Source organism: Streptomyces sp. NPDC002817 (assembly GCF_053592055.1).
The window spans coordinates 132375-157565 of sequence record NZ_JBSFUY010000013.1 but is presented as its reverse complement, the minus strand read 5'-3'; the positions used below and the strand labels follow the sequence as shown (position 1 = coordinate 157565).

The following is a 25191-nucleotide window of genomic DNA, read 5'->3' as shown; positions in this document are numbered from 1 at the left end:
GGGCGGAAGCTGCGGCGCCGGTTCGGGCATGGTGTGTTGCGTGCGGTGCCGTCAGCCGTTCAGCGGCGCGACGGTCACCTTGTCGATGTCCGGTGCGTATGCCGCCGGGTTGGCGAAGGTGATCGTGTTGACGCCGGCCTCGAGGGTCACCGGGACCGGCAGGTCCCAGAAGTTGGACCAGCTGTAGGAGTTGCGGAACATGACCCTCTGGGACGTGTCGTTGACGGTGATGTCCGCGGCCCGGGAGACGACGTTGGTGTTGTAGTTCCCGGACCCGGCGGCCTCGTTGTTGGCGTAGCGCACGTTCATCACGTAGCGCCCGGCCGAGGGGGCGTTCACCTTGAAGGTGAGGGTGTTGGCGGCACCGAGGCCGATGTGGCCGACGTACTTGTCGCCGGAGGCCCAGGAGTTGGTGGAGACCGACGCGGTGCCGGCGGGGGTGGCGTCCTCGGCCTCGTAGGTCTCGGCCCCCGAGGTGCTGACCACGCCGGTGACGCGCAGGTCGCGCAGGGTGAGAGTGCCCTTGCCCGGGACGGCGGCGGTGATGCGGTTGTTGCCCGCCGACAGGTACAGCCGCAGGGCCTTGTCGGTCACACGGCCCCGGGTGGAGGAGAGGACGGCGGCGTCGGCGCCGTCCATGCTCAGGGTCGCGTCGCCGGTGGCGGCGTAGTGGGCGTGCACGGTGTAGTAGCCGTCGGCCGGGGCGTAGACGTCGAAGGCGGCCTTGTCGCGGCGGTCCAGCACCAGGGCACCGGCGCCGCTGATGCCGGAGGCGCTGTAGTCGTAGGACGGGGATCCGCTGATGTCGGTGTAGACCGCGGGGTAGACGGAGTCCGGTGTCCTGGACGCGGTGAGGTCGATCTTGTCGAGGGTGACCTCGTTCGTGCCCTTGGACAGGGTCAGGGTGTGCGTGCCGGCCGTCAGGGACACGGGCGTGCTCGCCGTGGCGCGGTAGGTCCAGTTCAGGGTGGACCCGTAGGTGAGGGTCCTGGGTGAGCCGCCGTCGACCGTGAGGGTCTGGGTGGCGGGCCCGCCGGACTGGTTGCCGTAGAAGACGTCCAGGTCGTACGTGCCGGTCTTCGGGACGTCGACGGTGAAGGCGACCTTGCTGTCGGACTGGTTCAGGCTGCCGACGTCCTTGGTTCCCGAGGTGGCGAAGCCGTAGGGGTTGGTCACGGAGCCCTGGGAGTAGACCGTGCCGCCGGTGATCGTGGCGTTCTCCGCCTCGTACGACGTGGACCAGGGCAGGCTCGCCGCGGTGGGCGAGCCGCTGCCGGCCGGGTTGACGGTGACGCGGTAGGCCGACATGGCGTCCAGGCCGGTCAGCGGCACGTTGACGCTGCCGTTCTTGGCGACCTTGGTGGTGGTGCGGGACACCACGCTGGGCGCGGCGGCGCCCTCGTACCCGCTCCAGCCGATGCGCTCGACGGTGACGTTGACCTTCTTGCCGAAGCGCGCGGGGACGTTGCGGATCACGGTGTTCACGTCGCCGGAGGTGCCGCCGAGCAGTACCTGGGCCTGCTTGCGAGCGGTGTCCAGGGAGGCGATGCCCTGGACGGTGTCGATGGTGTTGGGCTGCGGCGGGTCCAGCTTGACGGTCTTGCCGGTCAGGCCCGCGTACCAGCGCAGCAGCCACCAGGTGCCGTTGGGGATGTTGGTCTGGGCGGCGTTGTCGTTGAGGTTTCCGGCGATGTTCCAGTACGCCTGGTCGGCGTAGACCTTGTTGCGCTCGAACATCGACATCCACTGGACCATTTGTCCGGGCACGGACTGGTCACGCCGGTTGCCGTACTCGTTGATGCTGACCGGCCGCTCGCTGATCCGGGCCTTCTTCTCGATGGCCCGGTAGTCGGCGAGGTGGGACTCGAAGTCCTTCAGGGAGTCCGGGCCCAGTTCGTGCCAGGTCGTGATGTCCGGGAGTACGCCGTTGGCCTTGGCCCACGGGTAGAAGTCGCCCATGAGCTTGGCGTCGTAGTGGGTCTCGTTGGGGCCGGCTATCCGGGCGTCGGGGATGATCGAGCGGATCTTCTGGTAGACGGTGGTCCAGTCGCTCTGGAACCTGCTCAGCGCGCTCGCGTACTTGGCGCTGTCGGAACTGCCCAGATCCGGATACCAGTTGCCGTTGGGTTCGTTGAACGGTACCCACACGAAATCGTCCGCGTCGGGTCGTGCCGCGACCTTGCGGACCATGGTGTCGACCTTGGTCAGGTAGTCGCTCAGGCCGAGGTTCTCGTACGGCCACTGTGCGTAGACGTCCTGCATGTAGATGTGGACCTCGCCGCCGCCGTTGCGGTCGTAGCCCTTCTTGATCGCGAGAGCGTCGCCGTTGGGGTGCTGAGCGCCGTCGGGAGCCTTCTGTATGACGGTGGTCATGTGCAGCGGTGCGACCAGTTCGTCACCGGGGACGCCGTCGTCACTGAGCCCGTACAGCGTTCCGTTGGCTCCGTGCATCACGTCGCCGGTGGTTCTGCCCAGGTCGACGGTGACCTGCGCGGTGGCCGCCTGGGCGGACGGAATGGTCACGGCTGTGCCGATCAGCGCGGCGGTGAAGGCGATCGCCCCCATGAGGCGCGCGGTGTGGCGTGATCCGTGCTCGGTTCGCGGCATGTGTGTCCTCCGCCTCCCGCGTCGTTGCGGGAGGATCGTGAGTGGGCCCGGGAACCCGGGTGGACCGGGTGGCCGGATGTGGGGGCCGGGGCGCGCGGGGAGTCACGCCCCGGAGATCAGGGGGTGGGGCTACTTGACGGCGCCGCTGGTGATGCCGGCGACGATCCGGCGCTGGGCGATGACGAAGACCGCCACCATCGGCAGGCTCATCATCACGACGTAGGCGAAGACGAGGTGCCAGTTGTTCAGGTACAGCTGGGCGTTGGCGACCTGGTAGAGGTTGAGCGGGAGCGTGGCCTTGTCCCCGCCGCCCAGCACGAAGAAGGCGTAGAAGATGTCGCTCCAGGCGAAGAGCATCACCATGATCGTCGCGGTGGCGATGACCGGGCGCAGCAGCGGCAGGATCACCTGGAAGAAGACCCGGGCCGGGCTCGCGCCGTCCATGCGCGCGGCCTCCTCCAGTTCCTCCGGGAGGTTTCGGATGAAGCCGGTCATGAAGAAGATCGACGTGGAGAGGTACATCCCCGTGTAGACGGCGATCATGCCGAGCTGGGTGCCCGCCAGGCCGAGTTGGCGCAGCTCCATGACGATGGTGATGACGGCGGGCGGAAGCAGCAGGCCGCTGATGCTCAGCGCGTACAGCGTCCCGACCAGACGTCCCTTGCGACGGGCGAAGACCCATGCGGCGCCGGCGCCCAGCAGCAGGACGAGGACGACGGAGGGGACGACGACCAGCAGGCTGTTGACGAATCCCTGGACGATCTTGCCCTCGTCGAAGGTCTGCTGGTAGTTCTCGGCGGCCTGCATGTGCTGCGGCAGCGAGAGGTTGGGCTTGATCGCCTCGGCCTGCGGCTTCACGGAGGTCACCGCGACCAGCCAGAGCGGGATGCCGATGGTGACGGCCGCGACGACCAGGGTGACGAAGGGCTGGACCCACCGCACGGGGCTTCGGCGTACGGGGGCGAGCGCGGGCATGGTGGTCACTGGTTGTCCTCCCTGCGCCGCAGGCCGACGATGACGGGTACGGCGAGGACGACGACGATGAGGAAGAGGACCAGGCTCATCGCGGACGCCTGGGCGTACAGACCCTGGCCGAAGATGCGGAACATGTAGATGTTGAACACCTCGGTCTCGCTGCCGGGACCGCCCGCGGTGGTGGCCTGGACGATGTCGAAGGTGTTCATGGAGCCGATCAGCGCGGTGGTCACGTTGAACGTCACGGCGGGCGCCAGCAGCGGGAACCGGATCGACCAGAAGGTGCGCCAGGCGCCGGCCCCGTCGATGCGGGCGGCCTCCAGCACGTCGTCGGGCATGCTCTTCAGGCCCGCCAGATAGATCAGCATGGCCAGGCCCATCCACTTCCAGCCGTGGATGAGGGTCACCACGACCAGGGTCCAGGTGGTCGATCCCAGCCAGGGGGTGTCGACCTGGTGTCCCACTAGGGAGGACAGCACGCCGTTGAGCGCCCCGTCCTGTTCCAGCAGGGCCTTGAAGATGTAGCCGACGGCCAGGGCGGAGATCAGCACGGGCAGGAAGAAGACCGCGCGGAAGAAGCGGTTGAAACGGGTGTCCCGCTCCAGGAGGAGGGCGAGGCCGAGACCGAAGCCGTTCTGGAAGAAGGCCACGAGAACCGCGTACACCAGGGTGATGCGGATGTCCCGGAGCATCGATCCGTCGTCGAGGATGGTCTTGAGGTTGTCCAGGCCCACGAAGCTGATCTGCGGGTGGAACGCCGACCAGTCGGTGAACGGGTAGACGAAGTTCAGCAGGTTCGGCAGCAGGAAGAACACGCCGAACACGGCGAGCGCGGGAAGCGCGAACCACCACGGCTGGTTGGCCTTCTTCCGGGTGCGCCGGCCGCGACGGGGCGGGCCGATCCGGTCCTTCGCACGCGTGGGCTCGATGACGCCCCTGGCGGCGGTGTCCACCACTTTCCTACCTCCGGTTACGGGCCCCGGGCGCGCCGCCGACGGGCGGCCCGGGGAACGGGCTGGCGAGGGGGCGCCGGTCAGAAGCCGGAGACACCGCGCGCCTTGAGGACCTGCTGGAACTGGTCCTGGGCGGCCTGGGCGACCTGCTTGGGGGTCTTCTTGCCGTAGATCATGTCGGCGAGGGCGAGGTGCATGTCGGGCGCGGTGAGTGCCTTGACCTGGAAGACGCCGGTGGCGGTGGACAGCGCCTCGGCCTGGGCGATCGCGGTCTGCGGCAGTCCGTCGGGGTTGGGCACCGACGGCTGCACCGACACGAGCTTGTTCGCCTTGATGTAGTCCGGGTAGTCCTGGCCGAGCCAGTACGACAGGAACTGCCGGGCGGCGTTCTGACGCTTGGTGTCGCCGGTCTTGAAGGCGACGACGCCGTTGGTCTGGTCGGGCGAGTACTCGGCGCCGGCGGCGCTGTTGGCGATGGGGAACCAGCCCAGCTTCTTGTCCATCTCCTCCGTGCTGGAGGTGGCCTGTATCTGGGACTGGAGCGAGGTGACGTTGAGGGCCATCGCGGCGCTGCCGTCCATGATCGCCTTGCCCTGGTCGACGAACGTGGCGGTCTTGTAGTTCTTCTGGGCCAGGCCGCCGTCGAGGACCTTCGTCTTGTACTTGGTGATGGCGTCGACGATGGCCTTGTTGGTCCAGCTGTCCTTGTTCTTGTTGAGGTTGTCCCAGAACGTCTGCGGCAGGTCCGTCATCTGCACCTGGACCTGCCACTGCAGGGGCCACTTGTCGCCGCCGACCTCGAAGAACGGGGCGGTGCCCGTCTTGGACTTGATCTTCTGGGCGGTGGCGAGGAGGTCGTCGTAGCTCTTGGGCATCGAGGTGATGCCGGCCTTCTTGAAGACGTCCTTGTTGTAGTAGATGCCGAGGACCGCGGGGCTGGTGACGATGGCCGCGTAGCGGTGGCCGTCGACCTGGCCGAGGCCCTTCTCCGTCTTGCCGAGCTTGGAGACCCAGTCCTCGTTGTCGAGCTGGAGCAGGTTCTGCTGCGGCTGGATGAACGGCAGGGTGCTGCCCGTGGGCTGCCAGAACATCAGGTCCGGCTTGACGCCCGAGGCGAGCTTGGTCGGGACGTTGGACTCGTAGGGGTCGGGGATCACCTCGGTGTTGATCTTGGCGCCGGTGGCCTTCTCGAACGCCTCGATGGCCTGCTTGGGCTGCCCGACGCTGTTCTGGGCCGTCCACATCGTGAGCTCGACGCCCTTGAGGTTCGCGGTGGGGTCGACCGTTCCCTCGGGCGCGGCACCGGTGCCGCCGGCGGTGCTGTCGCTGCAGGCGGTGGCGGTCAGCCCGAGCAGACAGGCGGTGACAAGGACGGAGACGGCTCTTCTCATGGCGAGATCCTTGGTCGTAAGGGGAAGGAGGCGGAGCTGTGCTGCCCAGGCGGGGATGGCTGCGGGGCGGTGACCTGGGGTGACGGCGAGCGGGAGCTTCCGGTGCGGCTTATGTCTCTCGGGAACCCGCGCTCTCCCGGAGGACGAGGGTGGGTTCGGCCGGCACCGGCGCGGGTGCCTGCTGTTCGGTGTCGAGCTGGGTGCGCAGCAGCCCGAAGGCGGTGCGGCCCAGCCCCTGGAAGTCCATGCGGACCGTGGTGAGGGACGGTGTGACGAACGCGGAGTGCGGGGCATCGTCGAATCCGATGACGCTGACGTCCTCGGGAACCCGCCGGCCCGCGTGGTGCAGGGCCCGCAGGACACCCAGCGCCAGGTCGTCGTTGCCGCAGAGGATCGCGGTGACGTCCCGGTTCCGGGCGAGCTTCTTCCCGGCCTCGTATCCGGCCTGGGAGTCCCACCCCTTGCCGGACGGCTCGGGAGCGGTGACGCCGGCCGCTTCCAGGGCCTGGCGCCAGCCCTCTGCGCGCGGTCCCACCGAGCTCCGGGTCCCGGTCGAGGTGGGAATCGCCACGTAGTGGACGGTGTCGTGCCCGAGTGCGAGGAGGTGCTCGGTGGCGGTACGGGCCGCCTCGCGGTCGTCGGCCCACACCGCGGGAAGTCCGGGTGACTGTCCCTGGGGTGGTGCTTCGACCACCGCCGCGCACGGCACGTGGGCCGGTACCCGTTCCAGAGCCGCTGCGCCGAGCCGGTCGAAGCCGATGACCACCAGTCCGCCACCGGCGTCGGCGGCCGAGGCGATCGTGCGGTCCAGGTCGTCCTCGGGGGTCAGGACCCGTACGCCGAGGGTGTAGCCCGCGGCGCGGGACGCCTCCTCCAGGCCCTGCAGGGTGGCTGCGTAACCGTAGAGAAGCGTGTTCGACGTGAGTACGGTGACCGACCGGGTCACGCCACTGGCCAGCGCGAACGCGGTGGCGTTGCGCCTGAAGCCCAGGGTGGCGATGGCTTCCTGCACCCGCTGGCGTGTCTCCTCCCGGACGTTCGGGTGGCCGTTGATGACCCTCGAAACGGTCTGGTAGGAGACACCTGCCGCCTGGGCGACATCGCGAATGCTGGCAGCTTTCTGCTGCCCCTGTGGGGGGTCGGCGCGGCCGCCCGACCTTGTGTGACCGGTCACAGACATGCGAGGATTGTGAGCGGTCACAACGTGGGCGTCAAGAGACCGTAACCGGGGGGTTATCACCCCGGTACATTCGCCGGTGCGGCACATCCGCACCGCCCCGAGGGTGAATTCGCAGATCAACTCCACGAAAACCAACCGCAGGACCGAATCATCCCGGAAGGGGAATCGCGTTGACCGCTGCCGTCGAAGCTGCCGAGGTGTCCCGGGTCTGGTCGCATCCGGAACTCGGTCTGCACGCCGTCATGGATGACACCGGAGCGGTGAGACTGGGCAGACCCGGCCAGGACTGGGCCGGCCTGGTCCCCCTGGTCGAGGTCACCGCCACCGGCCACGGACGCATGTGGTCGGGAGAACGCTTCATCGAGACGGCCATCGGTGACCGCCTGACCTACCTGAGCCATGAGACGGTCCAGGACCGCGGCCGGGAGTGTACGACGATCCGGCTGGCGGACTCCGCGACCGGGCTGGTCGCCGACGTCACCCTGGAGGCACGTCCGGGCAGCGGTTTCCTACGGGCCCGCGTGCGCCTGGCCAACGAGGGCGGCACAGCGCTCCGGCTGGAGAGCGTCTCCACCCTGACCCTCGGCGGCATCGTCGACACGGACGGCGGCCTCGACGACCTGACCCTGCACTGGGCGGACAACGACTGGCTCGCCGAATGCCGGTGGCGCCAGGACGCGTTCCGCAAACGGGTGGTCCCGCTGAGCCGCTCCGCACACGGCCACGAAGGCCGGGGCTGCTTCGAGCGGTACTCGCAGGGAAGCTGGTCCACCGGCCGCCACCTCCCCGTGGCCGGCCTCACCGACAGCGAAGGCCGCGCCTGGCTGTGGCAGATCGAGTCCAGCGCAGGCTGGCGCTTCGAGACCGGGGAGCGCGAAGGTGCCGCCTACGTGGCACTGTTCGGTCCCGACGACGCCCACCACCAGTGGCACCACACCCTGGCCCCCGGCGAGGAGTTCCACACCGTCCCGGCCGTCCTCGTCCACACGGAGAGCGGCGGACTGGACGCGGCCTTCGGTGAACTGACCGACTACCGCCGGAGCATCCGCCGCGATCACCCCGACCGCCTCGCGCTGCCGGTGATCTACAACGACTACATGAACACCCTGATGGGCGACCCCACCACGGAACGGCTCCTGCCGCTGATCGAGGCGGCGGGTGCGGCCGGTGCCGAGGTGTTCGTGATCGACGCGGGCTGGTACGACGACGACGCCCAGGGCTGGTGGGACGCCGTCGGCGCGTGGGAGCCCGCTGCCCGCCGCTTCCCGGGCGGTCTGCTGGAGGTCCTGGACGCCATCAGGGCGCACGGGATGACCCCGGGACTCTGGCTCGAACCCGAAGTCGTCGGCGTACGCAGCCCCCTGGCCGGCACGCTGCCGCCCGAGGCGTTCTTCCGGCGCGGCGGTCTGCGCGTCACCGAACACGGGCGGCACCATCTGGACCTGCGTCACCCGGCCGCCCGCGCCCATCTCGACGAGGTCGTGGACCGGCTGGTCGGCGAGTGGGGCGTCGGCTACCTGAAGCTCGACTACAACATCAACATCGGCCCCGGCACGGAGAACGGCTCCGAGAGCCCGGGTGCCGGTCTGCTCGGGCATCACCGTGCCCACCTCGACTGGATGGCCTCGCTGCTCGACCGGCATCCCGATCTCGTCCTGGAGAACTGCGGATCGGGCGGCCTGCGCATGGACTACGCGCAGCTGGCCGTGGCCCAGCTGCAGTCCACCAGTGACCAGCAGGACCTCCTGCGCTACCCGCCCATCGCCGCCGCGGCCGCCACCGCCGTGACGCCGGAGCAGTCCGCGGTCTGGGCCTACCCCCAGCCGCACCACACCCTCGACGAGATCGCCTTCACCCTCACCGGGGCGCTGCTCGGCCGCGTCCACCTCTCCGGTTTCATCAACCTGATGAGCGAAGAGCAGGCCGGCCTCGTCCGCTCGGCGATCTCCGTCTACAAGGAGCTCCGGCCGGAGCTCGGCGGCGCGCGCCCGTTCTGGCCTCTGGGGCTTCCCGCCTGGGACGACGCATGGCTCGCCCATGGACTACGAGGTCAAGGCGCCACGTTCGTCACGGTCTGGAGAAGGGAACCTGGCAACGGGGGAACACCCGACCCGTCCGCCGACACCGACCGCACCCTCACCATCCCCCATCTGCGGGGCGCTCATGTGCAGCCCACGGTGCTGCATCCGACGACAGCCGATGCCGCCGTGAAGTGGGACGCGGACGCGGGGCTGCTCACCGTCTCGCTGCCGCGTGAGAACACCGCCGTTCTCCTCCGGTTGAGCTCGGACGCGGTGGACCCGTCGCGATGACGCCCGGGGCTACCGCGTCCAGGCGCGAAGGTCTCGCCGGAAGGCTGCCGAGTTGCTGGGGGCGGCCGCCTCCCTGAAGAGGGGGGCGAAGCCGTCGGAGTCCTGGCCCATGGGCGTCTACCGGTGCGGTCGGCTCAACCGGCGCGTATGTCACCGAGTCCGGGTACTGCACCTGGCCGGACTGTTCGCCGCCGAACCCTCCATCGCCCCTTGCCGAGCCGCCTGATGCATCGGGCGGCGGCACCGCCCGCTCGGTGTCCCCGGCCTGTGTCGGGGGCGGGTGCAGGTAATCGTGTCCGTGCCCGGCCGACCACCACAGGCCCGGAGCTGTCGAGCGAGGACGCCGACACACCCGCCAAGTCCGGTCACAAGTACGGCAGGTCGACAGAGCAGACTCCAGAGACCTCCTGTCATGCGGACCCGTCGACCACAGCACCTCGGTCCGGTCAGGCGGACGGTGCGCCGGTGAGGACCTCGACCCGGCCGGTGTCGAGCGAGTAATAGGCGCTGACCACGGCCAGGTCGCCCTTCTTCACCATCGGCGCGAGGTCCCTGTTGGACCTCAGGTCGGCAGCGGTCTGCTTGACGTGGACGCGGATCATCGTGTCGACCGGGTCGGCGGCCTTCGCCTTGACGGTCGACTCGTACGCAGGCTTCAGCGCGTCGGAGATCGCCTGGAGGTTGCCGGGCAGCTTCTTGCCGTCGCGCATGGCTTCGTATGCCGCCTTGATGGCGCCGCAGCGCTGATGTCCCAGGACAATGATCAGCGGGGTCCCCGAGGTCACGGGCCCGTACTCGACGGATCCGGTGACCACCGGCCCGACCACTTGGCCGCCGGTGCGCAGGACGAACAGGTCGCCGAGCCCGGTGTCGAAGAGGAGCTCTGGTGGGACCCGAGAGTCGATGCAGGACAGGATGACCCCGTAGGGGTCCTGCTCCTGGGATACGAACTCGCGGCGCGCCGGGTCCCGGTCGGGGTGCTGCAACGTCCCTTTCACCCAGCGCTTGTTGCCGTCCATCAGTCTTGCGAAGGCAGACCCGGGCGAGTCCGGGCGGGCGCTCGCGGTGGGCGAGGCGCTCTTGGCCGCCGCGGCGGTTCCGGCCGACTGCTTGTGCGGACTCTCCGACTTCGACGAACAACCGGCGATCAGAGCAACCGTTGCCGCCGCGCCTCCGGTGATTATGGCTCGGCGATGCTGTTGTCCAGTGCTGCCTGTGGTCATTGCTCTTCCTGTCACGTGCGGATCTCGGTCTGAAGACCTTGGGGTTATGAGTCGGGCTCGCCCTGGGGAGAAGACATGTGGTGTGGGCCTGATGCCTCTACTCCCGCCCTCAACCGCCCGGCAGCGAGGCACTGCTGTCCCGACGGCTCGGAGTCGCGATGCGGGCCGTGGGGCGAGACCACCGCGTCTGCGCAACGGCCGCCGACACCTGGTGAGTGGGCGTCGGCGGCCGCCGTTCAGGGGCGCGGTCAGAGGCTGGTGCTCGGGTTGAACGTGGGGATGGGGTTTCCGAGGCTGGAGTTCACGTTCTTCCACGCCCGGTCCAGGGATGTCTTGAAGTGCGTGTCCCTGTCCTGGAGCGGGAAGTTGGCGCCGTCCTTCAGGCCCTCGGGGATCCAGTTGCTGTTCCACAACGCGTCGAACGCCGTGCGGTTGCTCGACCTGAGCTTGTCCAGGGCGACGAGGGCCGGCCGGTCCCAGACACCCTTGACGGCCTCCGGCTGCTCGCCGGTCTTCGCGAAGCGGAAGGCGTGGGTGGCGGCGCCGTCCAGGTGGTAGACGATGTGGGCACGGTTGCCCGAGCGCTCGATCCGGTTGAACGCCTTGCTGCTGTAACCGCCGTGTGCGGAGGTGGACACGTACGACGGCGCTTCCTGTCCGCGCTTCTGCCAGACCACGACGTTCTCCCAGTCGTGGGTATGGCCGGCGAACGTGCCCTGGTCCTTCTCGAAGTAGAGGGCGTACATGTACGCGCACCAGTTGGCGTCGCACGCGGTGCGGACGTAGGTGTTGGCCCGGCCGATGTAGCGGCAGTCGCCGCCGGGGTCGCCGACCGTCCGGAGGCCGCCGTTGAGGTGCCCGCTCCTGTCGACGGCGGAGGAGGGGTAGCAGCCGTCGTGGTCGTAGTCGAGCAGCGGCTGGTACTTGTCCTGGAAGGCGGAGGCCTGGTAGGGCAGCGGGTCCGGGGCCGCGGCGAACGCGCTGCCCGACAGTCCGACGGTCAGGGCTGCTGCGCCGGCGGCGACGACGACGGCCTTGCGGAACCGGGACTTGCTCCGGGTCTTGGGTGGCTGGGACATGCGGATGCTCTCCAGATGTTCGGCTGACGGGGGTGCCGCGCCGGAATGGGGCGGGGCGAGACCGACATTCACCGACCGGAGGGTTGTCAGGCACCTCTCTTCATCGGGGCTGACAAAAGTCGCCTGGTCGACGGGATTGTCCGGCGTCATCGCGCGGAGGTCGGCAACCTCACATCCTGAGTCGCTTTACGCCCAGACAGGGCGAAACGTAGGTTCAGCACTTGAATATCGTTTTCATTGACTGTGTGGAAGCAGGTGGCCCGTGGGACGTCCCGAGCGACCGCTGGACCCGAAGGCCGGCCCGGTTCAAGGTTTCGCCCAGGCATTGCGGGAGCTCCGCCGGGCGGCGGGCGGCCCCTCGTACCGGTCGATGGCGGCAGCTGCCGGCTTTTCGTCGACGACGCTGGCCCATGCCGCCGGCGGGGAGCGGCTGCCTTCGCTCGCCGTGATCCAGGGGTACGTACGGGCCTGCGGGGGAGACCTCGGGGCGTGGGAGGTTCGCTGGAAGGAGGTGGAGGCGGAGCTCGACCGGGCGGGCCGGGAGGATCCGGCGGACGTTCCGTCCCCCTACCAGGGCCTCGCCCGCTTCGAGCCGGACGACCACGCGGTGTTCTTCGGCCGCGACCGGATGGTCGACCGGCTGCAGCGGTTGGTCTGCGACCGCCGGCTCGCGGTGCTGTTCGGGGCGTCCGGCAGCGGCAAGTCCTCGCTGCTGCGGGCCGGTCTCATCCCGCGCCTGCGGGAGGAGATGGGCCGGCGCGACTGTCCGTCGGTGCTGCGCGTGCTCACGCCCGGAGCCCGGCCCGCGACCACGTACGGGCATCTGCTGGCGCCCATGCCCGGCGAACCCGAGAGCTGGGTGGTGGTTGACCAGTTCGAGGAGATCTTCACCCTGTGCCGGGACCGGCGGGAGCGCTCCCGCTTCATCGACCTGCTGCTGACCGCCCGTGCCCCGGACAGCCGGCTGCGGGTCCTGATCGCGGTACGGGCCGACTTCTACGCCCGCTGCGCCGAGCACCGTGGGCTGGCGGAGGCCCTGGACGACGCGGGGCTGCTGCTCGGCCCGATGACGGCGGACGAACTGCGGGACGCGATCGTCAAGCCCGCGCAGACGGTCGGGCACCTGGTCGAGCGGGAACTGACCTCCCGGCTCGTGGACGACGTCCTTGACGAGCCGGGCGGGCTGCCGATGCTCTCCCATGTCCTGCTGGAGACATGGCGGCGGCGTAGAGCCCGCCTGCTGACCCTGGCCGCCTATCAGGCGGCGGGCGGAGTGCGCGGCGCGATCGCGGCGAGCGCCGAGGAGGCGTACGGGAGGCTGTCCCCGGCCCACTCCCGCACCGCCCGTCAGTTGCTGATGCGTATGGTCGAGCCGGGGCAGGGCACCCCCGACACCCGACGGCCCCTGACCTGGGACGACCTGGACGACTTCGCGGACCCCGGGGTGCCGGACGTGGTGGAGCGGCTGGCCCGTGCCCGGCTGCTGACCGTGGATGAGGACGGCGTCCAGCTCGCCCACGAGGCGCTGATCACCGGGTGGCCGAGGCTGCACGGCTGGATCGAGGAGGACCGGGAACGCCTGCGGCACCACCGTCGGCTGACCGAGGCTGCCCGCACCTGGCTGGAGCACGACCGCGACCCCGGTGACCTGTACCGGGGCAGCCGCCTGGAACGCGCGCAGGAGCATTTCCCGTCCTTCCGGACCGATCCCGTCCTGACGGCGGTGGAGCGCACCTTCCTCATGGCCGCCTTCGATGCCCGCGAGGCGGAACGGGCGGCCCGCAAACGCTCCCTACGCCGCGGCCGGATGCTGGTCGGCGCGCTGTCGGCGGTCCTGGCGACGGTGCTGGTGGTCGCTCTGGTGGCCGTACGGCAGCACCGGGACAACACCCTGCAACGCACCGAGAACACCGCTCGCCGGATCGCCGCCGTCGCCGACGGCCTGCGCGCCACCGACCCGCGGACCGCGCTGCTGCTCGGTGCCGCCGCCTGGAAGATCGCCCCGCTGCCCGAGACCCGGCGCGCCCTGCTCGGCTCCGTCTCGCAGGCCGAACCGGACAGCTTCACCGACCCTGCCCCGGGCTACGGCTCCCAGCGTTTCCTCGTGGACTCCGGCCGCGGCCTGCTCGCCGTCAAGGGTGGTGCCTGGGAGAGGTGGGACGTGGTCACGCACCGCCGCATCGGTCGGGGCCGACTGCCCGGGGGCGAGGTGTCCGCGGTCGGGCGGGACGGCCGTTTGCTCGTCGTCTCACAGGGCGCGGCAGGCATACGGCTGTGGGACACGGCCACCGGCCGCTGGACCGGGGCCCGCCCGAACCGCGCACTGCCGGACGTGGGTGTCGGCACGAGCGGCCGCACGTATCTGGCGGGCAGAACCGGCAGCGACCGCGTCCAGCTCCGTTCGGTCACGGACAACCGCCTGCTCTTCGAGACGCGCCGGGCCGACCGGACCCATGTGGCGCCGAGCCCCGACGACCACCTGGTGGCCCTTTGCCCGCCGGGCCACGCTCCGCAGGTGTGGGACGTCGTGGGCCGTCGCAGGCTTTCCGGCGCGTGGGACGGGGCAGGCCGGATCTGCTCCGACCGATCGGCGCTGGGCTTCGGCACGGCCACCCGGTTCGCGACGGTCTCCGGTCACGGCGTCGACGTCTGGGACACGCGGTCGCGTCGTCATGTGGCCGAGGTGCACACCATCGGCGCGGGCTACGTCTCGATCAGCGCGGACGGGAGGTTTCTGGCCACGGCAGACGCGGGCGAGGTCCGGGTCTGGCGGCTCTCGGATCCGAGCACCCCGGTGTTCCGGCACTCGCTGAACAATCAGCACCTTTACGACTGCCTCGCCTGGGACCCGGGCCGCCCGTTCCTGCGCTACCTGGAAGGGGGCACGGTCCACACGCTCGACCTGTCGGCAGCGACGACACCGGCATGGCGGGCGTCGCCGCTGGCGGGCGTGCGGCTGAGCCCGGACGGCCGGATGCTGGTGACGGCGTCGCGTACCGGGCTGACGTACCGCTTCGAACTCCACGACACCCGGGACGGCCGTCTGGTGCAGAGACTGCCGTCACCACCGGTACCCGTGTCTCGAGACCCCGCCAGTCCGGTCGTACCGCAGCATACGAAACCGCTGATGACCTTCAGTCCCGACGGGGAGACCCTCGCGTACGGGATGTCCGCGCCCGGCTACCCGGCGGCTCCCCTGCGCTTCACGATCTGGGACACCACGAAGGGGGGACGCGAGCGCACGACTCTGGACCTGGCGCGGTCGGAGCCAGACGCGGCGCTGACCAATGTGGCGCTCGCCGCGGGCGGCCGTAACCTCTACACCACCCGCACGCCCACGACCGCCGGACTGCGCAACGAGGTCTGGGATCTGACGACCGGCCGACGTGTGTACGCCGGCACCGACACCCGCCTGTCCAGCGCCCACATCGCGGTCAGTTCCAAGGGAGGGCTGGTGGCCGGCGACAACCGTGTGGCCCGCGTATCCGACGGCCAACTGCAGGCCCAGGACCTTGTGCTGGGCGATGAGATCAGCGCCCTCGCGTTCAGCCCGGACGGCCGTACCCTGGCGGCCGGCGACCGGACGGGTCGGGTGGCCCTGTGGGACGGCGACGTACGCCACCGGGCGGGTGTCCTGCGCAACCTCTTCCCAGCCCCGTTCGGCGGAACCCCTGAAGCTGTGCGGTCGCTCGCCATCAGCCCCGACGGCCGCACTCTGGCGGTGGGCAGCGACGCCGGCACACTCCAACTGTGGGACACCGCGACTCAACAGCCTCTCGGTGGCCCGCTTCCGACTCCGGGCGAGAGCATCGACACCCTGGCCTTCAGCGCGGACAGTCATACGTTGTACGCCGGTGGGGCGCATGTACCGCTGCAGCGGTATGCGGTGGACACAGACCGATCGGCGCGGCAGGTCTGCACCCGAGCCCGGGGGAAGAGCCTGACGGTAGCCCAGTGGCGGGCCTACCTCCCCGAGATCCGCTACCGCAGGGTGTGCGCCTGAGGTGGCCCGCCCGAGGGAGGCGGAACGGCAACCGGGAGTTCGTGAAGAACCGGGAGCGGGCGTTGGCCGTCGACGGGATTCCGCCGACGACCAACGCCCGGGGGAGCTGATACCGCTCGTCAGCCCTTCTTCTTGGGCGGTCCCTTGACGGTCATGAGCAAAACCGTGAACACGCGCGGGTCAGTGAGAGGCACGAGCACCCAGTCGAACGTATTCCGGTCGGGTATCCACTCCCAGATCCACTGGGTCAGGGCGTTCTCCGGCTGCCTGTGCGCGCCCGTGGCCTCCATGTCGTTCAGCTCCGCGCTGAACTCACTCCACCGGTTCTGCATCGACACGTAGCGGCCGTCGAGCTTGTTGTGGGCATGGTCCACCTGGGACGCGGTGTTGAAGTTGGCCATGGGCCTGAAGCGGGCGGCTTCCGAGAGTGCTTGAACCATGATCAGAAACGAGCGGGCCTGCCGACGGACCTCGGCCCTGTCGGTGGTTTTCGAGGGGGCGTGGATCAGTGCGAGTACTGCGCCGTTGTACGCGCCCTGGCTGTAGTCGATCTCGGTGCGCGAGGCTCCGGCCTGACGCTCGAGGTCGACGTAGTTCTCCCCGAAGGGTGCCTGTACCGGCGCGAGGTTGTTGTGGTCGCCGTCGCCGGGGACCCCAGGCATCTGCTGGCCGTGCGCTTCGCCTACGTAGTGGTACTGCTCGTGGCCGCGGGCGCCGCCCCACCAGCCCATGAGATACAGGTCCGAGGCGCGCAGCCGCAGTGTCACGAATCGCTGGCTGTGCTGTTCTTCGACGTCGACGTTGATGTAGTCGCGACTGTCCGGGTTGGTGTGGGTGATCTGCCGCGAGGTGCCCGGAATCGCGGCGCTTCCGTGTCTGATGGCTTCGCGCAGGGCATTGATGAACGCGGCGTAGCCGGTGCGGTCACCGACCTTCCAACGGGCGACACTGCCCTTGTCCGGCGCCCACGCGCTCGCGCTCTGCACCACGCCCAGCGGGCCGAGCAGGGTGGCGAAGATCGCCAGGACGACCGTGGCGACGATCGTTCCGACAGTGTTCCTGCGGGTGCGGTGCCTGCGCTGCGCGGGCGAGGTCGTGAGATCTGGGTGGGACATGTGCCACTCTCCGGAGGTAGGAGTGCCGGGATATCCGGCCTTGTCCCGACAGACCTTGGCAGCCGGAGAATTGTCCGGCACGTCTCCTTATGGGGGCAGTCAAACCACAACCGTTGGTTGAATTGTCAGGGGCGCTGCCTGCTCGTATCTCCAAGAGGCACGTGCCGAGGTCTTTACGCGACGCCGCTCAGCGTGTCCGCGAACCGGCGGCGGGAGGCGCGGGCGGCCGGCAGCGCCGAAAGGGCGAGGGCACCCAGGACCGCCGCCGCGGCGAAGGCCGACAGCATGATGGGGGAGGGGCCGTGCGCGATCCCGGCCCCGATCCCGTTCGACCGGCCCTGGGCGTCGATCAACCAGTGCGCAAGGGGGACGCCCACCACCATGGCGACCACCACCGAGGCCAGGGCGGTGCAACCGGTGGCCGTGACGGTGATCGCGGTGATCTGCCGGGGTGACAGTCCGATCGCCTTGAGCGCGAGCAGGTCCCGTTCGCCCTCGCGCACACTGCCGCCGATCGCGGTCAGCAGATCGACGAGTCCGATGAGGGCGAGGACTCCGAGCAGACCGACCACGACGGCGCGCAGCGGCGGCAGACCGTCGGCGGGGTTCGCCACGGTGTGCACGTCCAGTTGTCCGCGACCGGCCGAGGCCGCCAGGTCGGTGGCGACCTGGTGCGGCTCCGCACCGGCCCGCAGCCGGAGCTGATAGAGCATCGGCCGGAGCGTCGGGTCGTTCTCCTGGAGGGTGTCGAGCGATGTGGAGATGACCCGGCCGGCGTTCTCGGGTTCGATGCTGCGGCCCACGATGTGCAGGATCTGGGGTCGGCCGGACACGGTCATGCGCACCCAGTCGCCGACGCGTACGTCCAGCAGATCCAGCAGTCCCTGCCCGGCGACCGCCTCGTCGGGACCGTGGGCGAGACGTCCCTCGGCCAATGTGTAGGGGTAGGGGTCCTTCCGGGTGCCGAGGCCGCGCAGAGCGATCGTGGCGGTCTGGCCCGGCACCAGGGCCGCCACCTCGACGCCCGGATAGACGGCGGCGACCTCGGGACTGCGGGCCAGGAGCGTGCGAGTGGCCGGGTCGCTCAACGCGTCGTCGGCGCGGACGGTGAGTGCGGCCGCCAGCCCCATCTGCTCCGGTCTGCTGTGGAAGCGGTCCATGGTCGTCCACGCGCTCATCGCCACCACGATCAGCAGCAGCGGCAAAGCGAGTCGGGCGATCGTGGCCAGTGAGCGCGTGCGGCGCGTGAACGCCTTGTGCCAGCCGAGGACCAGCGCGGGCGGCAGCCGCAGGCCGAGGGCGCGGCGGGCCAGGCCCGACAGGCGTCCGGCGGCCGGTGCGGCGGTCCGCGGTACCGGAACCGGGGGCACCCGTCCTGCCCGCCAGGCCGCGAGCCCGGTGGTCGCCGCGATGAAGAGCACCGCACCCACCGGAACCGCGACCAGTGTCATGGCGTGCCCCGGCAGCCCCTGCCACATGGCGACCGCGTCCCCGAGGCGCCCGGGCATCCGGCTGCCCAGCGCCTGTGTGAGCGTTGCCGCGGCCACGGCACCCAGCAGTGCGTACGCGAGGTGCTGGAGCAGGAAGACACGTACCACCTGGCCCGGTGTGAAACCGATCGCCTTGAGGACCGAGATGTCCCGCAGATGGCCTCGGATGCGGGTGCCGATGGCCCCGTGCACGGCGAGACCGGCGGCGACCAGTGCGCCGAGGCCGAACAGGCCCAGTATCTGGCCGAGCAGCCGGTCGTCGCCCTGTGCCTCGGACTGGGCCTGCCGCCAGGTGGAGACCTCGCCGACGGCGCCGGCGCCGAGCACGGTGACGGCGCGCTGGACGGCGTAGTCGGTGTCCTCGGGGTCGGTCAGGCGCAGTCCGATCACCTGGCCGTCGGAGTCGGCGTGCGGTACGGCGGACGGGAGCGCCCAGACCACCCCGGACCGCTCGCCTCGGCGGTACTGCGGCTCGGCACTGTCGGCGATGCCCAGGACGGTCAGCGGGCCGGTCCCGCCGGGCAGTGTCAGCGCGTCTCCCGGCTCGGCCAGCAGCGCCCGCGCGAGGCTCTTCTCCAGCACCACGCCGTCGGGCATCGCCGGGTCCAGCCAGCGGCCCGAGGTGAGCAACGGGCGGCCGATCGCGGGCTGTCGGGTCGTGCCGCGCAGTTCGACGGAGGCGCGGGAGCCACGGGAGGTGACGGTGGCGGAAGCCGTGGGGTAGGGACCCGCGACGGCCTCGACGCCGTCCAGCCGGGCGAGATCGGACACCTTGGAGGAGGGCTCCGTATGGATCCACACGTGTGCGCCCCGGGACTGTGTGAAGACACGCTGCCAAGGGTTGGTCGCGTAGCCGAAGAGCGCCGCCGCGAGCAGCAGGGAGGTGACGATGCCGACGGTGGCGAGCACCAGGAACAGCGCCTCGCCGCGATGCGTCCGCAGGTCCGAGTGCGCCCAGCGCAAGGTGGCTCGCATCGGTTCAGTCCTTCAGCTGCAGCACGGCGGAGGCGTCCGTGCTCGGTGACGGCGTGCCGTCCAGCCGTGCGTCGTCGGCTATCCGGCCGTCGAAGAAGCTGATCACCCGGTCCGCGGCGCTCGCCAGCCGTGCGTCGTGCGTGACCAGGAGGATGGTCTGGCCGCGCCGGTGGAAACGGGACAGCAGCCGCATCACCTCGCGGGTGCCCTTGCTGTCCAGGCTGCCCGCGGGCTCGTCGGCGAGCAGCAGCGGCGGATGGTTGACCAGCGCCCGGGCCAGCGCCACCCGCTGCTGTTCGCCGCCGGACAGCTCGCCCGGCATGCTCCGCTCCTTGCCCGTGAGACCCAGCTCGGTCAGCAGTTCGTCCCGCTTCGCGCGCGCCTGCCTGGGGGAGACCCCGGCCAGCAGCGCGGGCAGCTCGACGTTGTCGGCGACCGACAGGTTGGAGACCAGGTTGAAGAACTGGAAGACGATGCCGATCCGGCGCCGGCGTTCCACGGCCCACCGCGCCTCGCTGTAGGCGTCCGCGCGCTCGCCGTTCAGCCAGATGCTGCCGCTGTCCGGTCGATGCAGCCCGCCGAGCAGATGCAGCAGGGTCGACTTGCCGGCGCCGGAAGGGCCGGTGACGGCCACGAATTCGCCCTGCCGCACACACAGGTCCACCCCGCGTACGGCGTGAGCGGGCGCGCCCTCGCCGTGGTGGGTCTTGACGAGGCCTTCGGCGCGCAGCACAGGAGTGGGGGTGTCGCTCACTCCGGCTCCTCCAGTTCCTCCTGGCAACGCTCCAGCCAGTCGAGGTCGGCCTGGAGGTGCAGCATGGCGCCTTCGACCAACAGATGGGCGATCCGGTTGTCCCGGTTCTCGGCCGTGACGAGCTTCGACAGGTTGCGCATGGTGTTCAGGTAGTGGCGTCGCTGCTTGTTGATCAGGTCTATCTGGTCGGCGAGACCGGTCTGCGGGGCGAGCGCGAACTTCATGAAGAACTCGTCCCGTACCCGCGGTTCGTCGGCCGTCTCCTCGTACCAGGCGAGCAGCGTCTCCTGCCCGGCGTCGGTGAGGCGGTAGATCTTCTTGTTGGGCCGACTCGACTGCTCGACCTCTTCGCCCTCGATCAGTCCCGACTTCTCGAGGCGGCCGAGGGTCACGTAGATCTGGCCGATGTTCGGCTGAGGGTACGCGGCACCCAGCAGTTGCTCAAGGTCCTGCTTGAGCTCGTAGCCATGGGCCGGGCCGCGTGCCAGCAGTGCCAGGAGGGGCAGGCGCACTCGTGCTGTCCTCCTCGCAGCCTCGTAGTGTGGTCCAGGCCCTAGTATCGCCCATACCTAACAGGTATACATGGCCTCTGATTCCGGGCGAGGGAGCCCAGCGCCGGTGTACAGGGAGGAACCTATGCGGTGGATACACGCCGCCGGTAGGGGCCTTCTCGTCCTCGCGGTGGTCCTGGCCGGTTACGGCGGAACCGGTGCCCACGCCGACGGCGGCTCCCGGGGCCGCGGACCGCTGACCCTGGCCACGGGCGGCGACCTGACCGGCTACCTCGGCTCGCTGCTCCAGGGGTGGAACCGTGCCCACCCCGCAGAGCGGGTCACCCTCGTCGAACTGCCGGACTCCCCTGACGAGACCCGCGCCCAGATGATCACCGACCTGCGTGACGGGGGGCACGGCCGCTTCGACGTGCTCAACATCGACGTCGCCTGGACCTCGGAGTTCGCCGCCGCGGACTGGATCCGCCCGCTGCCACGCGACCGCTTCCCGCTGGGCAGCTTCCTCCCGCCGGTCGTGGACACGGCGACGTACGACGGACAGCTGTACGCCGTCCCGTACGTCACCAATGCGGGCCTGCTCCTCTACCGCAAGGACATCCTCGCCGCGGAGGGCGTCCCGGCGCCCCGCACCTGGGCCGAGCTGGAGCGCGACGCGAAGACGATCGCGCCCAGGCACGGACTCGACGGCTACGCGGGCCAGTTCCTGCCCTACGAGGGACTCACCGTCAACGCGGCCGAGGCCGTGTACTCGGCGGGGGGCACGATCCTCGGCGACGAGGGCGACCGTGTCACCGTCGGCTCGGCCGCCCGGGAGGGTATCGGGTTCCTCGCCCGGGGCGTCCGGGAGGGCTGGGTGCCCAAGGAGGCGCTGACGTACACGGAGGAGGAGTCCAGGCGCGCGTTCCAGGACGGGCGGCTGCTCTTCCTGCGCAACTGGCCCTACGCGTACGTCAGTGCGTCCGCCGCGGGTTCCGCGGTCGCCGGCAAGGTCGGCGCCGTACCTCTGCCGGGTCCCGACGGGCCCGGAACCAGTGTGCTCGGCGGGTCCAACCTGGCCGTCACCACACATGCCGCGCATCCGGAGACCGCCGCGCGCCTGATCGCCTACCTCACCAGTGAGGGAGTCCAGCGGCAGGTTCTCCAGAAGGGCGCGCTGCCTCCCGTCCGCGCGGATCTGTACGAGGACCCGGAACTGGTGCGGAAGTTCCCGTACCTGCCGACCTTGCGTGCCAGTGTCCTCGCGGCCGCGCCGCGCCCGAAGAGCCCTCGCTACGACCAGGTGAGTCTGGTGGTGCAGGCGGTCGTCCACGACGCGATGACCGGGCACACGACTCCCGCGGCGGCGGTGCGACGGCTGGCCAGGGAGCTGGCGGAGATCGCCCGCCGCGGCTGAGAGCTCTGCCGTCTCTCCTTCCCCTCCTACCTACATGTTAGGTAACGCCGTGGTCTCGCCCCCCTTCGTTTAGGGCTCCTATATCCGTATATAGATACCCGCTGTCTTGATTGCTGCTGCGAGTTCATTGACACCCATGTGAAACGGCTACCTAACATGCATGCATAACAGTCAGCCCGCACAGACAGGTCCATGGGGTGAGCTCCAAGCACATCGACACGCCGCACTGGTGGCGTGATGCAGTGATCTACCAGGTGTACGTCCGCAGCTTCCTGGACAGCACCGGCGACGGCGTCGGCGATCTCGCCGGAGTCCGCGCGGGGCTGCCCTACCTGAAGAAACTGGGTGTCGACGGGATCTGGCTGAGCCCCTTCTACCCCTCGCCGCAGCACGACCACGGCTACGACGTCGCCGACTACTGCGACGTCGACCCGCTCTTCGGGGACCTCGCCGAGTTCGACCTGCTGATGGCGGCCGCCCGGCGGCTGGGCATCAGGGTGCTGCTCGACATCGTTCCCAACCACTGCTCCAGCGACCACCCGTGGTTCCGCGAGGCACTGGCCTCCGAGGCGGGCAGCGCGGCCCGGGCCCGCTTCCACTTCGCCGACGGCCAGGGCCCCGACGGGGCCGAGCCGCCCAACAACTGGCACGCCATGTTCGGCGGCCCCGCATGGTCCCGGGTCACGGAGACGGACGGCCGTCCGGGCCAGTGGTACCTGCACATGTTCACCCCCGAACAGCCCGACTGGAACTGGCGCGCCCGCGAAGTCGGTGCCGAGTTCGACCGCGTCCTGCGCTTCTGGCTCGACCGCGGCGTGGACGGCTTCCGCATCGACGTCGCCGCCGGGCTCTTCAAACACCCTGAGCTGCCCGACTCGCCGGACCCCGAGGCCGACGCCCGTACGCGTGACTCCGTCAACCCTCTCGCCTGGAACCAGCCGGAGGTGCACGGAGTGTGGCGCCGCTGGCGCGCGGTGTGCGAGGAGTACACGGCGCGCGACGGCCGTGAACGGCTCCTGGTCGGTGAGGTCTCGGTCCCCACAGCCCGTGAACACGCGAAGTACGTGCGCCCCGACGAGCTGCACCAGGCCTTCTTCTTCGACCTGTTGAGCGCCTCCTGGGACGCCGACGCCTTCCGCAAGGTCATCTCCGAGGCCATGCAGGACATCGCGGGAACGGGATCGACCGTCACCTGGGTCCTCAACAACCACGATCAGGTCCGCACCGTGACCCGCTACGGCGAACCGGCCCCCGAGGGCAGCGGACTCGGCGCCGCCCGCGCCCGGGCCGCCGCCCTGCTGATGCTCGCGCTGCCCGGCGGCGCGTACATCTACCAGGGCGAGGAGCTGGGACTGCCGGAGGTCGTCGACCTGCCGGACGACGTGCTCACCGACCCGATCTTCCACCGCACCGGCAGCCGCGCCCGCATCCGCGACGGCTGCCGGGTACCCCTGCCATGGTCCGGACAGGCCTCGCCCTTCGGCTTCACCTCGGGCGTCGAGCACGCCAAACCCTGGCTGCCGCAGCCGGACTACTTCGCCGAGTACGCCACCGACCGGGCCCTCGCCGACACCCGCTCCTTCTGGCACCTGTACCGCGACGGCCTCCAACTGCGATCCGCGCTACCCCGGTTGGGCGAGGGCGCGCTGCGCTGGCTGGACACCCAGCCAGGCGTCCTCGGCTTCGTCCGCGGCGACGGCCTCGTCTGCGCCGTCAACTTCGGTACGACGCCCACGCCGGCGCCCGTCTCCGGCACCCCCCTGCTGTCCAGCGGCCCCTGCCCGGCCGGGGTGCTCCCCGGCTCCACGGCCGCCTGGTGGATCGGCGACGACACCGATTCCTGAGCCCCACACCCCTCCACCCCGGCAATCACCCTCCCCGAAGGGACATCAACGATGATGCGACGACGTACCGCCCTGCTCACCGGCTGCACCGCACTCGTCCTGGCGCTCGGCTCGACCGCCTGCGGTGGCGGCGGCCCCGTCTCCGCCGGCGGCGGCGACCAGGCGTTCAGCGGCCAGACGGTCTCCGTGGCCGGCGTCTGGTCCGGCAGCGAACAGAAGAACTTCCAGAAGGTGCTGGACGCCTTCACCGAGAAGACCGGCGCCAAGACCCAGTTCGTCTCCACCGGCGACAACGTCTCGACCGTCGTCGGCAGCAAGATCGAGGGCGGCAACGCCCCCGACGTGGTGATGGTCCCGCAGGTCGGCGTACTCCAGCAGTTCGCCCGGAGCGGTTGGCTCAAGCCGCTGTCCCAGGCCACCCGCAAGTCCGTCGACGCCAACTACGCGAGCGTGTGGAAGGACTACGGCAGCGTCGACGGCACCCTCTACGGCCTGTACTTCAAGGCCGCCCACAAGTCGACCGTCTGGTACAGCCCCGACGCCCTGGACCAGGCCGGCGTCCAGCCCCCGAAGACGTACGACGAGATGCTGAAGGCCGGGCGGACCATCTCCGACTCGGGCCTCGCCGCCTTCTCCGTCGCCGGACAGGACGGCTGGACACTCACCGACTGGTTCGAGAACGTCTACCTCTCCCAGGCCGGCCCCGAGAAGTACGACGCCCTCGCGACGCACCAGCTGAGGTGGACCGACCAGAGCGTCGTCGACGCGCTCACCACCCTCGGCAAGCTCTTCAAGGACAAGCAGCTCCTGGCGGGCGGACAGACGGGCGCCCTCAACACCGACTTCCCGGGCTCCGTCGAGAAGGTCTTCGGACCCGAACCCGAGGCCGGCATGGTCTACGAGGGCGACTTCGTCGCCGGTGTCGCCAAGGACCAGTTCGGCCGGAAGATCGGCGAGGACGCCAACTTCTTCCCGTTCCCGCCCGTCGGCAGCGGCGAGGCACCCGTGGTCAGCGGCGGCGACGCGGCCGTCGTCCTCAAGGACGGCAAGAACACCAAGGCCGGCATGGCCCTCCTGGAGTACCTGGCGACCCCCGAGGCCGCCGCCGTGTGGGCGAAGACGGGCGGCTTCCTCTCCCCGAACAAGGGACTCGACCTCGCCTCCTACGGCGACGACGTCACCCGCACGACCGCCAAGTCCCTCATAGCCGCCGGGGATTCAGTCCGCTTCGACATGTCCGACCAGGCACCGGCCGCGTTCGGCGGGACCAAGGGCGCAGGCGAGTGGAAGATCCTCCAGGACTTCCTGCGCGACCCGTCCGACCCCAAGGCGACCGCGGCCCAGCTGGAGACCGCCGCGGCCAAGGCCTACAAGGACTGATCGCG

Annotated in this window: 16 protein-coding genes; 5 read left to right on the top strand and 11 right to left on the bottom strand. The window is 69.9% G+C overall.

What is annotated here, in order from left to right:
• Positions 1-51: 51 nt before the first annotated feature.
• The 5 genes from ACWD3I_RS24625 to ACWD3I_RS24605 all read right to left on the bottom strand — a co-directional run bounded on the left by ACWD3I_RS24625 (position 52) and on the right by ACWD3I_RS24605 (position 7106).
• Positions 52-2607 carry a CBM35 domain-containing protein gene (locus tag ACWD3I_RS24625; RefSeq protein ID WP_365398455.1) on the bottom strand — a complete coding sequence of 852 codons (2556 nt, stop codon included), beginning with the start codon at positions 2605-2607 and terminating at the stop codon, positions 52-54.
• A 129-nt stretch (positions 2608-2736) separates the two neighbouring features.
• Positions 2737-3591: a carbohydrate ABC transporter permease gene (locus ACWD3I_RS24620; protein WP_451084179.1), complete on the bottom strand. Its 855-nt coding sequence runs from the start codon at positions 3589-3591 to the stop codon at positions 2737-2739.
• On the bottom strand, positions 3588-4538 hold the full coding sequence (locus tag ACWD3I_RS24615) for a carbohydrate ABC transporter permease (protein ID WP_451084178.1): 951 nt from the start codon (positions 4536-4538) through the stop codon (positions 3588-3590). Before ACWD3I_RS24615 ends, ACWD3I_RS24620 begins: the two co-directional genes overlap by 4 nt.
• A gap of 77 nt (positions 4539-4615) precedes the next feature.
• Positions 4616-5926 carry an ABC transporter substrate-binding protein gene (locus tag ACWD3I_RS24610; RefSeq protein WP_365398458.1) on the bottom strand — a complete coding sequence of 437 codons (1311 nt, stop codon included), beginning with the start codon at positions 5924-5926 and terminating at the stop codon, positions 4616-4618.
• A 109-nt stretch (positions 5927-6035) separates the two neighbouring features.
• Positions 6036-7106 (bottom strand): LacI family DNA-binding transcriptional regulator, encoded by a 1071-nt coding sequence (locus tag ACWD3I_RS24605; protein WP_365398461.1) that lies wholly within the window; start codon positions 7104-7106, stop codon positions 6036-6038.
• A gap of 242 nt (positions 7107-7348) precedes the next feature.
• Between ACWD3I_RS24605 and ACWD3I_RS24600 the strand changes: the two genes are divergently transcribed.
• Complete coding sequence (locus tag ACWD3I_RS24600) at positions 7349-9418, top strand: alpha-galactosidase (protein ID WP_451084183.1); 2070 nt, start codon at positions 7349-7351, stop codon at positions 9416-9418.
• 446 nt (positions 9419-9864) lie between these two features.
• Here ACWD3I_RS24600 and ACWD3I_RS24595 read toward each other — a convergent pair whose 3' ends face one another.
• Together ACWD3I_RS24595 and ACWD3I_RS24590 are read right to left on the bottom strand one after the other, a co-directional pair.
• On the bottom strand, positions 9865-10437 hold the full coding sequence (locus ACWD3I_RS24595) for a carbonic anhydrase (RefSeq protein WP_365398467.1): 573 nt from the start codon (positions 10435-10437) through the stop codon (positions 9865-9867).
• A 452-nt stretch (positions 10438-10889) separates the two neighbouring features.
• Entirely contained in the window at positions 10890-11720 is an 831-nt protein-coding gene (locus tag ACWD3I_RS24590; RefSeq protein WP_365398470.1) for an NPP1 family protein, read from the bottom strand.
• Between the two features lie 262 nt (positions 11721-11982).
• Between ACWD3I_RS24590 and ACWD3I_RS24585 the strand changes: the two genes are divergently transcribed.
• Positions 11983-15723, top strand: coding sequence for an nSTAND1 domain-containing NTPase (locus ACWD3I_RS24585; RefSeq protein WP_365398473.1), 3741 nt, complete (start codon positions 11983-11985; stop codon positions 15721-15723).
• Positions 15724-15842: 119 nt separating this feature from the next.
• On the opposite strand, the gene ACWD3I_RS24580 is transcribed toward ACWD3I_RS24585, so the two are convergent.
• From ACWD3I_RS24580 to ACWD3I_RS24565, 4 genes are all read right to left on the bottom strand, one after another.
• Positions 15843-16838, bottom strand: coding sequence for a ribosome-inactivating family protein (locus tag ACWD3I_RS24580; protein ID WP_365398476.1), 996 nt, complete (start codon positions 16836-16838; stop codon positions 15843-15845).
• Positions 16839-17011: 173 nt separating this feature from the next.
• On the bottom strand, positions 17012-19303 hold the full coding sequence (locus ACWD3I_RS24575; RefSeq protein ID WP_365398480.1) for an ABC transporter permease: 2292 nt from the start codon (positions 19301-19303) through the stop codon (positions 17012-17014).
• A gap of 4 nt (positions 19304-19307) precedes the next feature.
• Positions 19308-20057: an ABC transporter ATP-binding protein gene (locus tag ACWD3I_RS24570; protein WP_365398483.1), complete on the bottom strand. Its 750-nt coding sequence runs from the start codon at positions 20055-20057 to the stop codon at positions 19308-19310.
• A complete protein-coding gene (locus ACWD3I_RS24565) occupies positions 20054-20569 on the bottom strand; it encodes a PadR family transcriptional regulator (RefSeq protein ID WP_266883649.1) in 516 nt (171 codons plus the stop codon). Before ACWD3I_RS24565 ends, ACWD3I_RS24570 begins: the two co-directional genes overlap by 4 nt.
• A 124-nt stretch (positions 20570-20693) precedes the next feature.
• Here ACWD3I_RS24565 and ACWD3I_RS24560 point away from each other — a divergent pair, with 124 nt between their 5' ends.
• From ACWD3I_RS24560 to ACWD3I_RS24550, 3 genes are all read left to right on the top strand, one after another.
• Positions 20694-21962, top strand: coding sequence for an ABC transporter substrate-binding protein (locus tag ACWD3I_RS24560; protein ID WP_365398486.1), 1269 nt, complete (start codon positions 20694-20696; stop codon positions 21960-21962).
• A 197-nt stretch (positions 21963-22159) separates the two neighbouring features.
• On the top strand, positions 22160-23806 hold the full coding sequence (locus ACWD3I_RS24555; RefSeq protein ID WP_365398489.1) for a glycoside hydrolase family 13 protein: 1647 nt from the start codon (positions 22160-22162) through the stop codon (positions 23804-23806).
• Positions 23807-23857: 51 nt separating this feature from the next.
• Positions 23858-25186, top strand: a complete 1329-nt coding sequence (locus ACWD3I_RS24550) for an ABC transporter substrate-binding protein (RefSeq protein ID WP_365398492.1) — start codon at positions 23858-23860, stop codon at positions 25184-25186.
• Positions 25187-25191 lie beyond the last annotated feature (5 nt).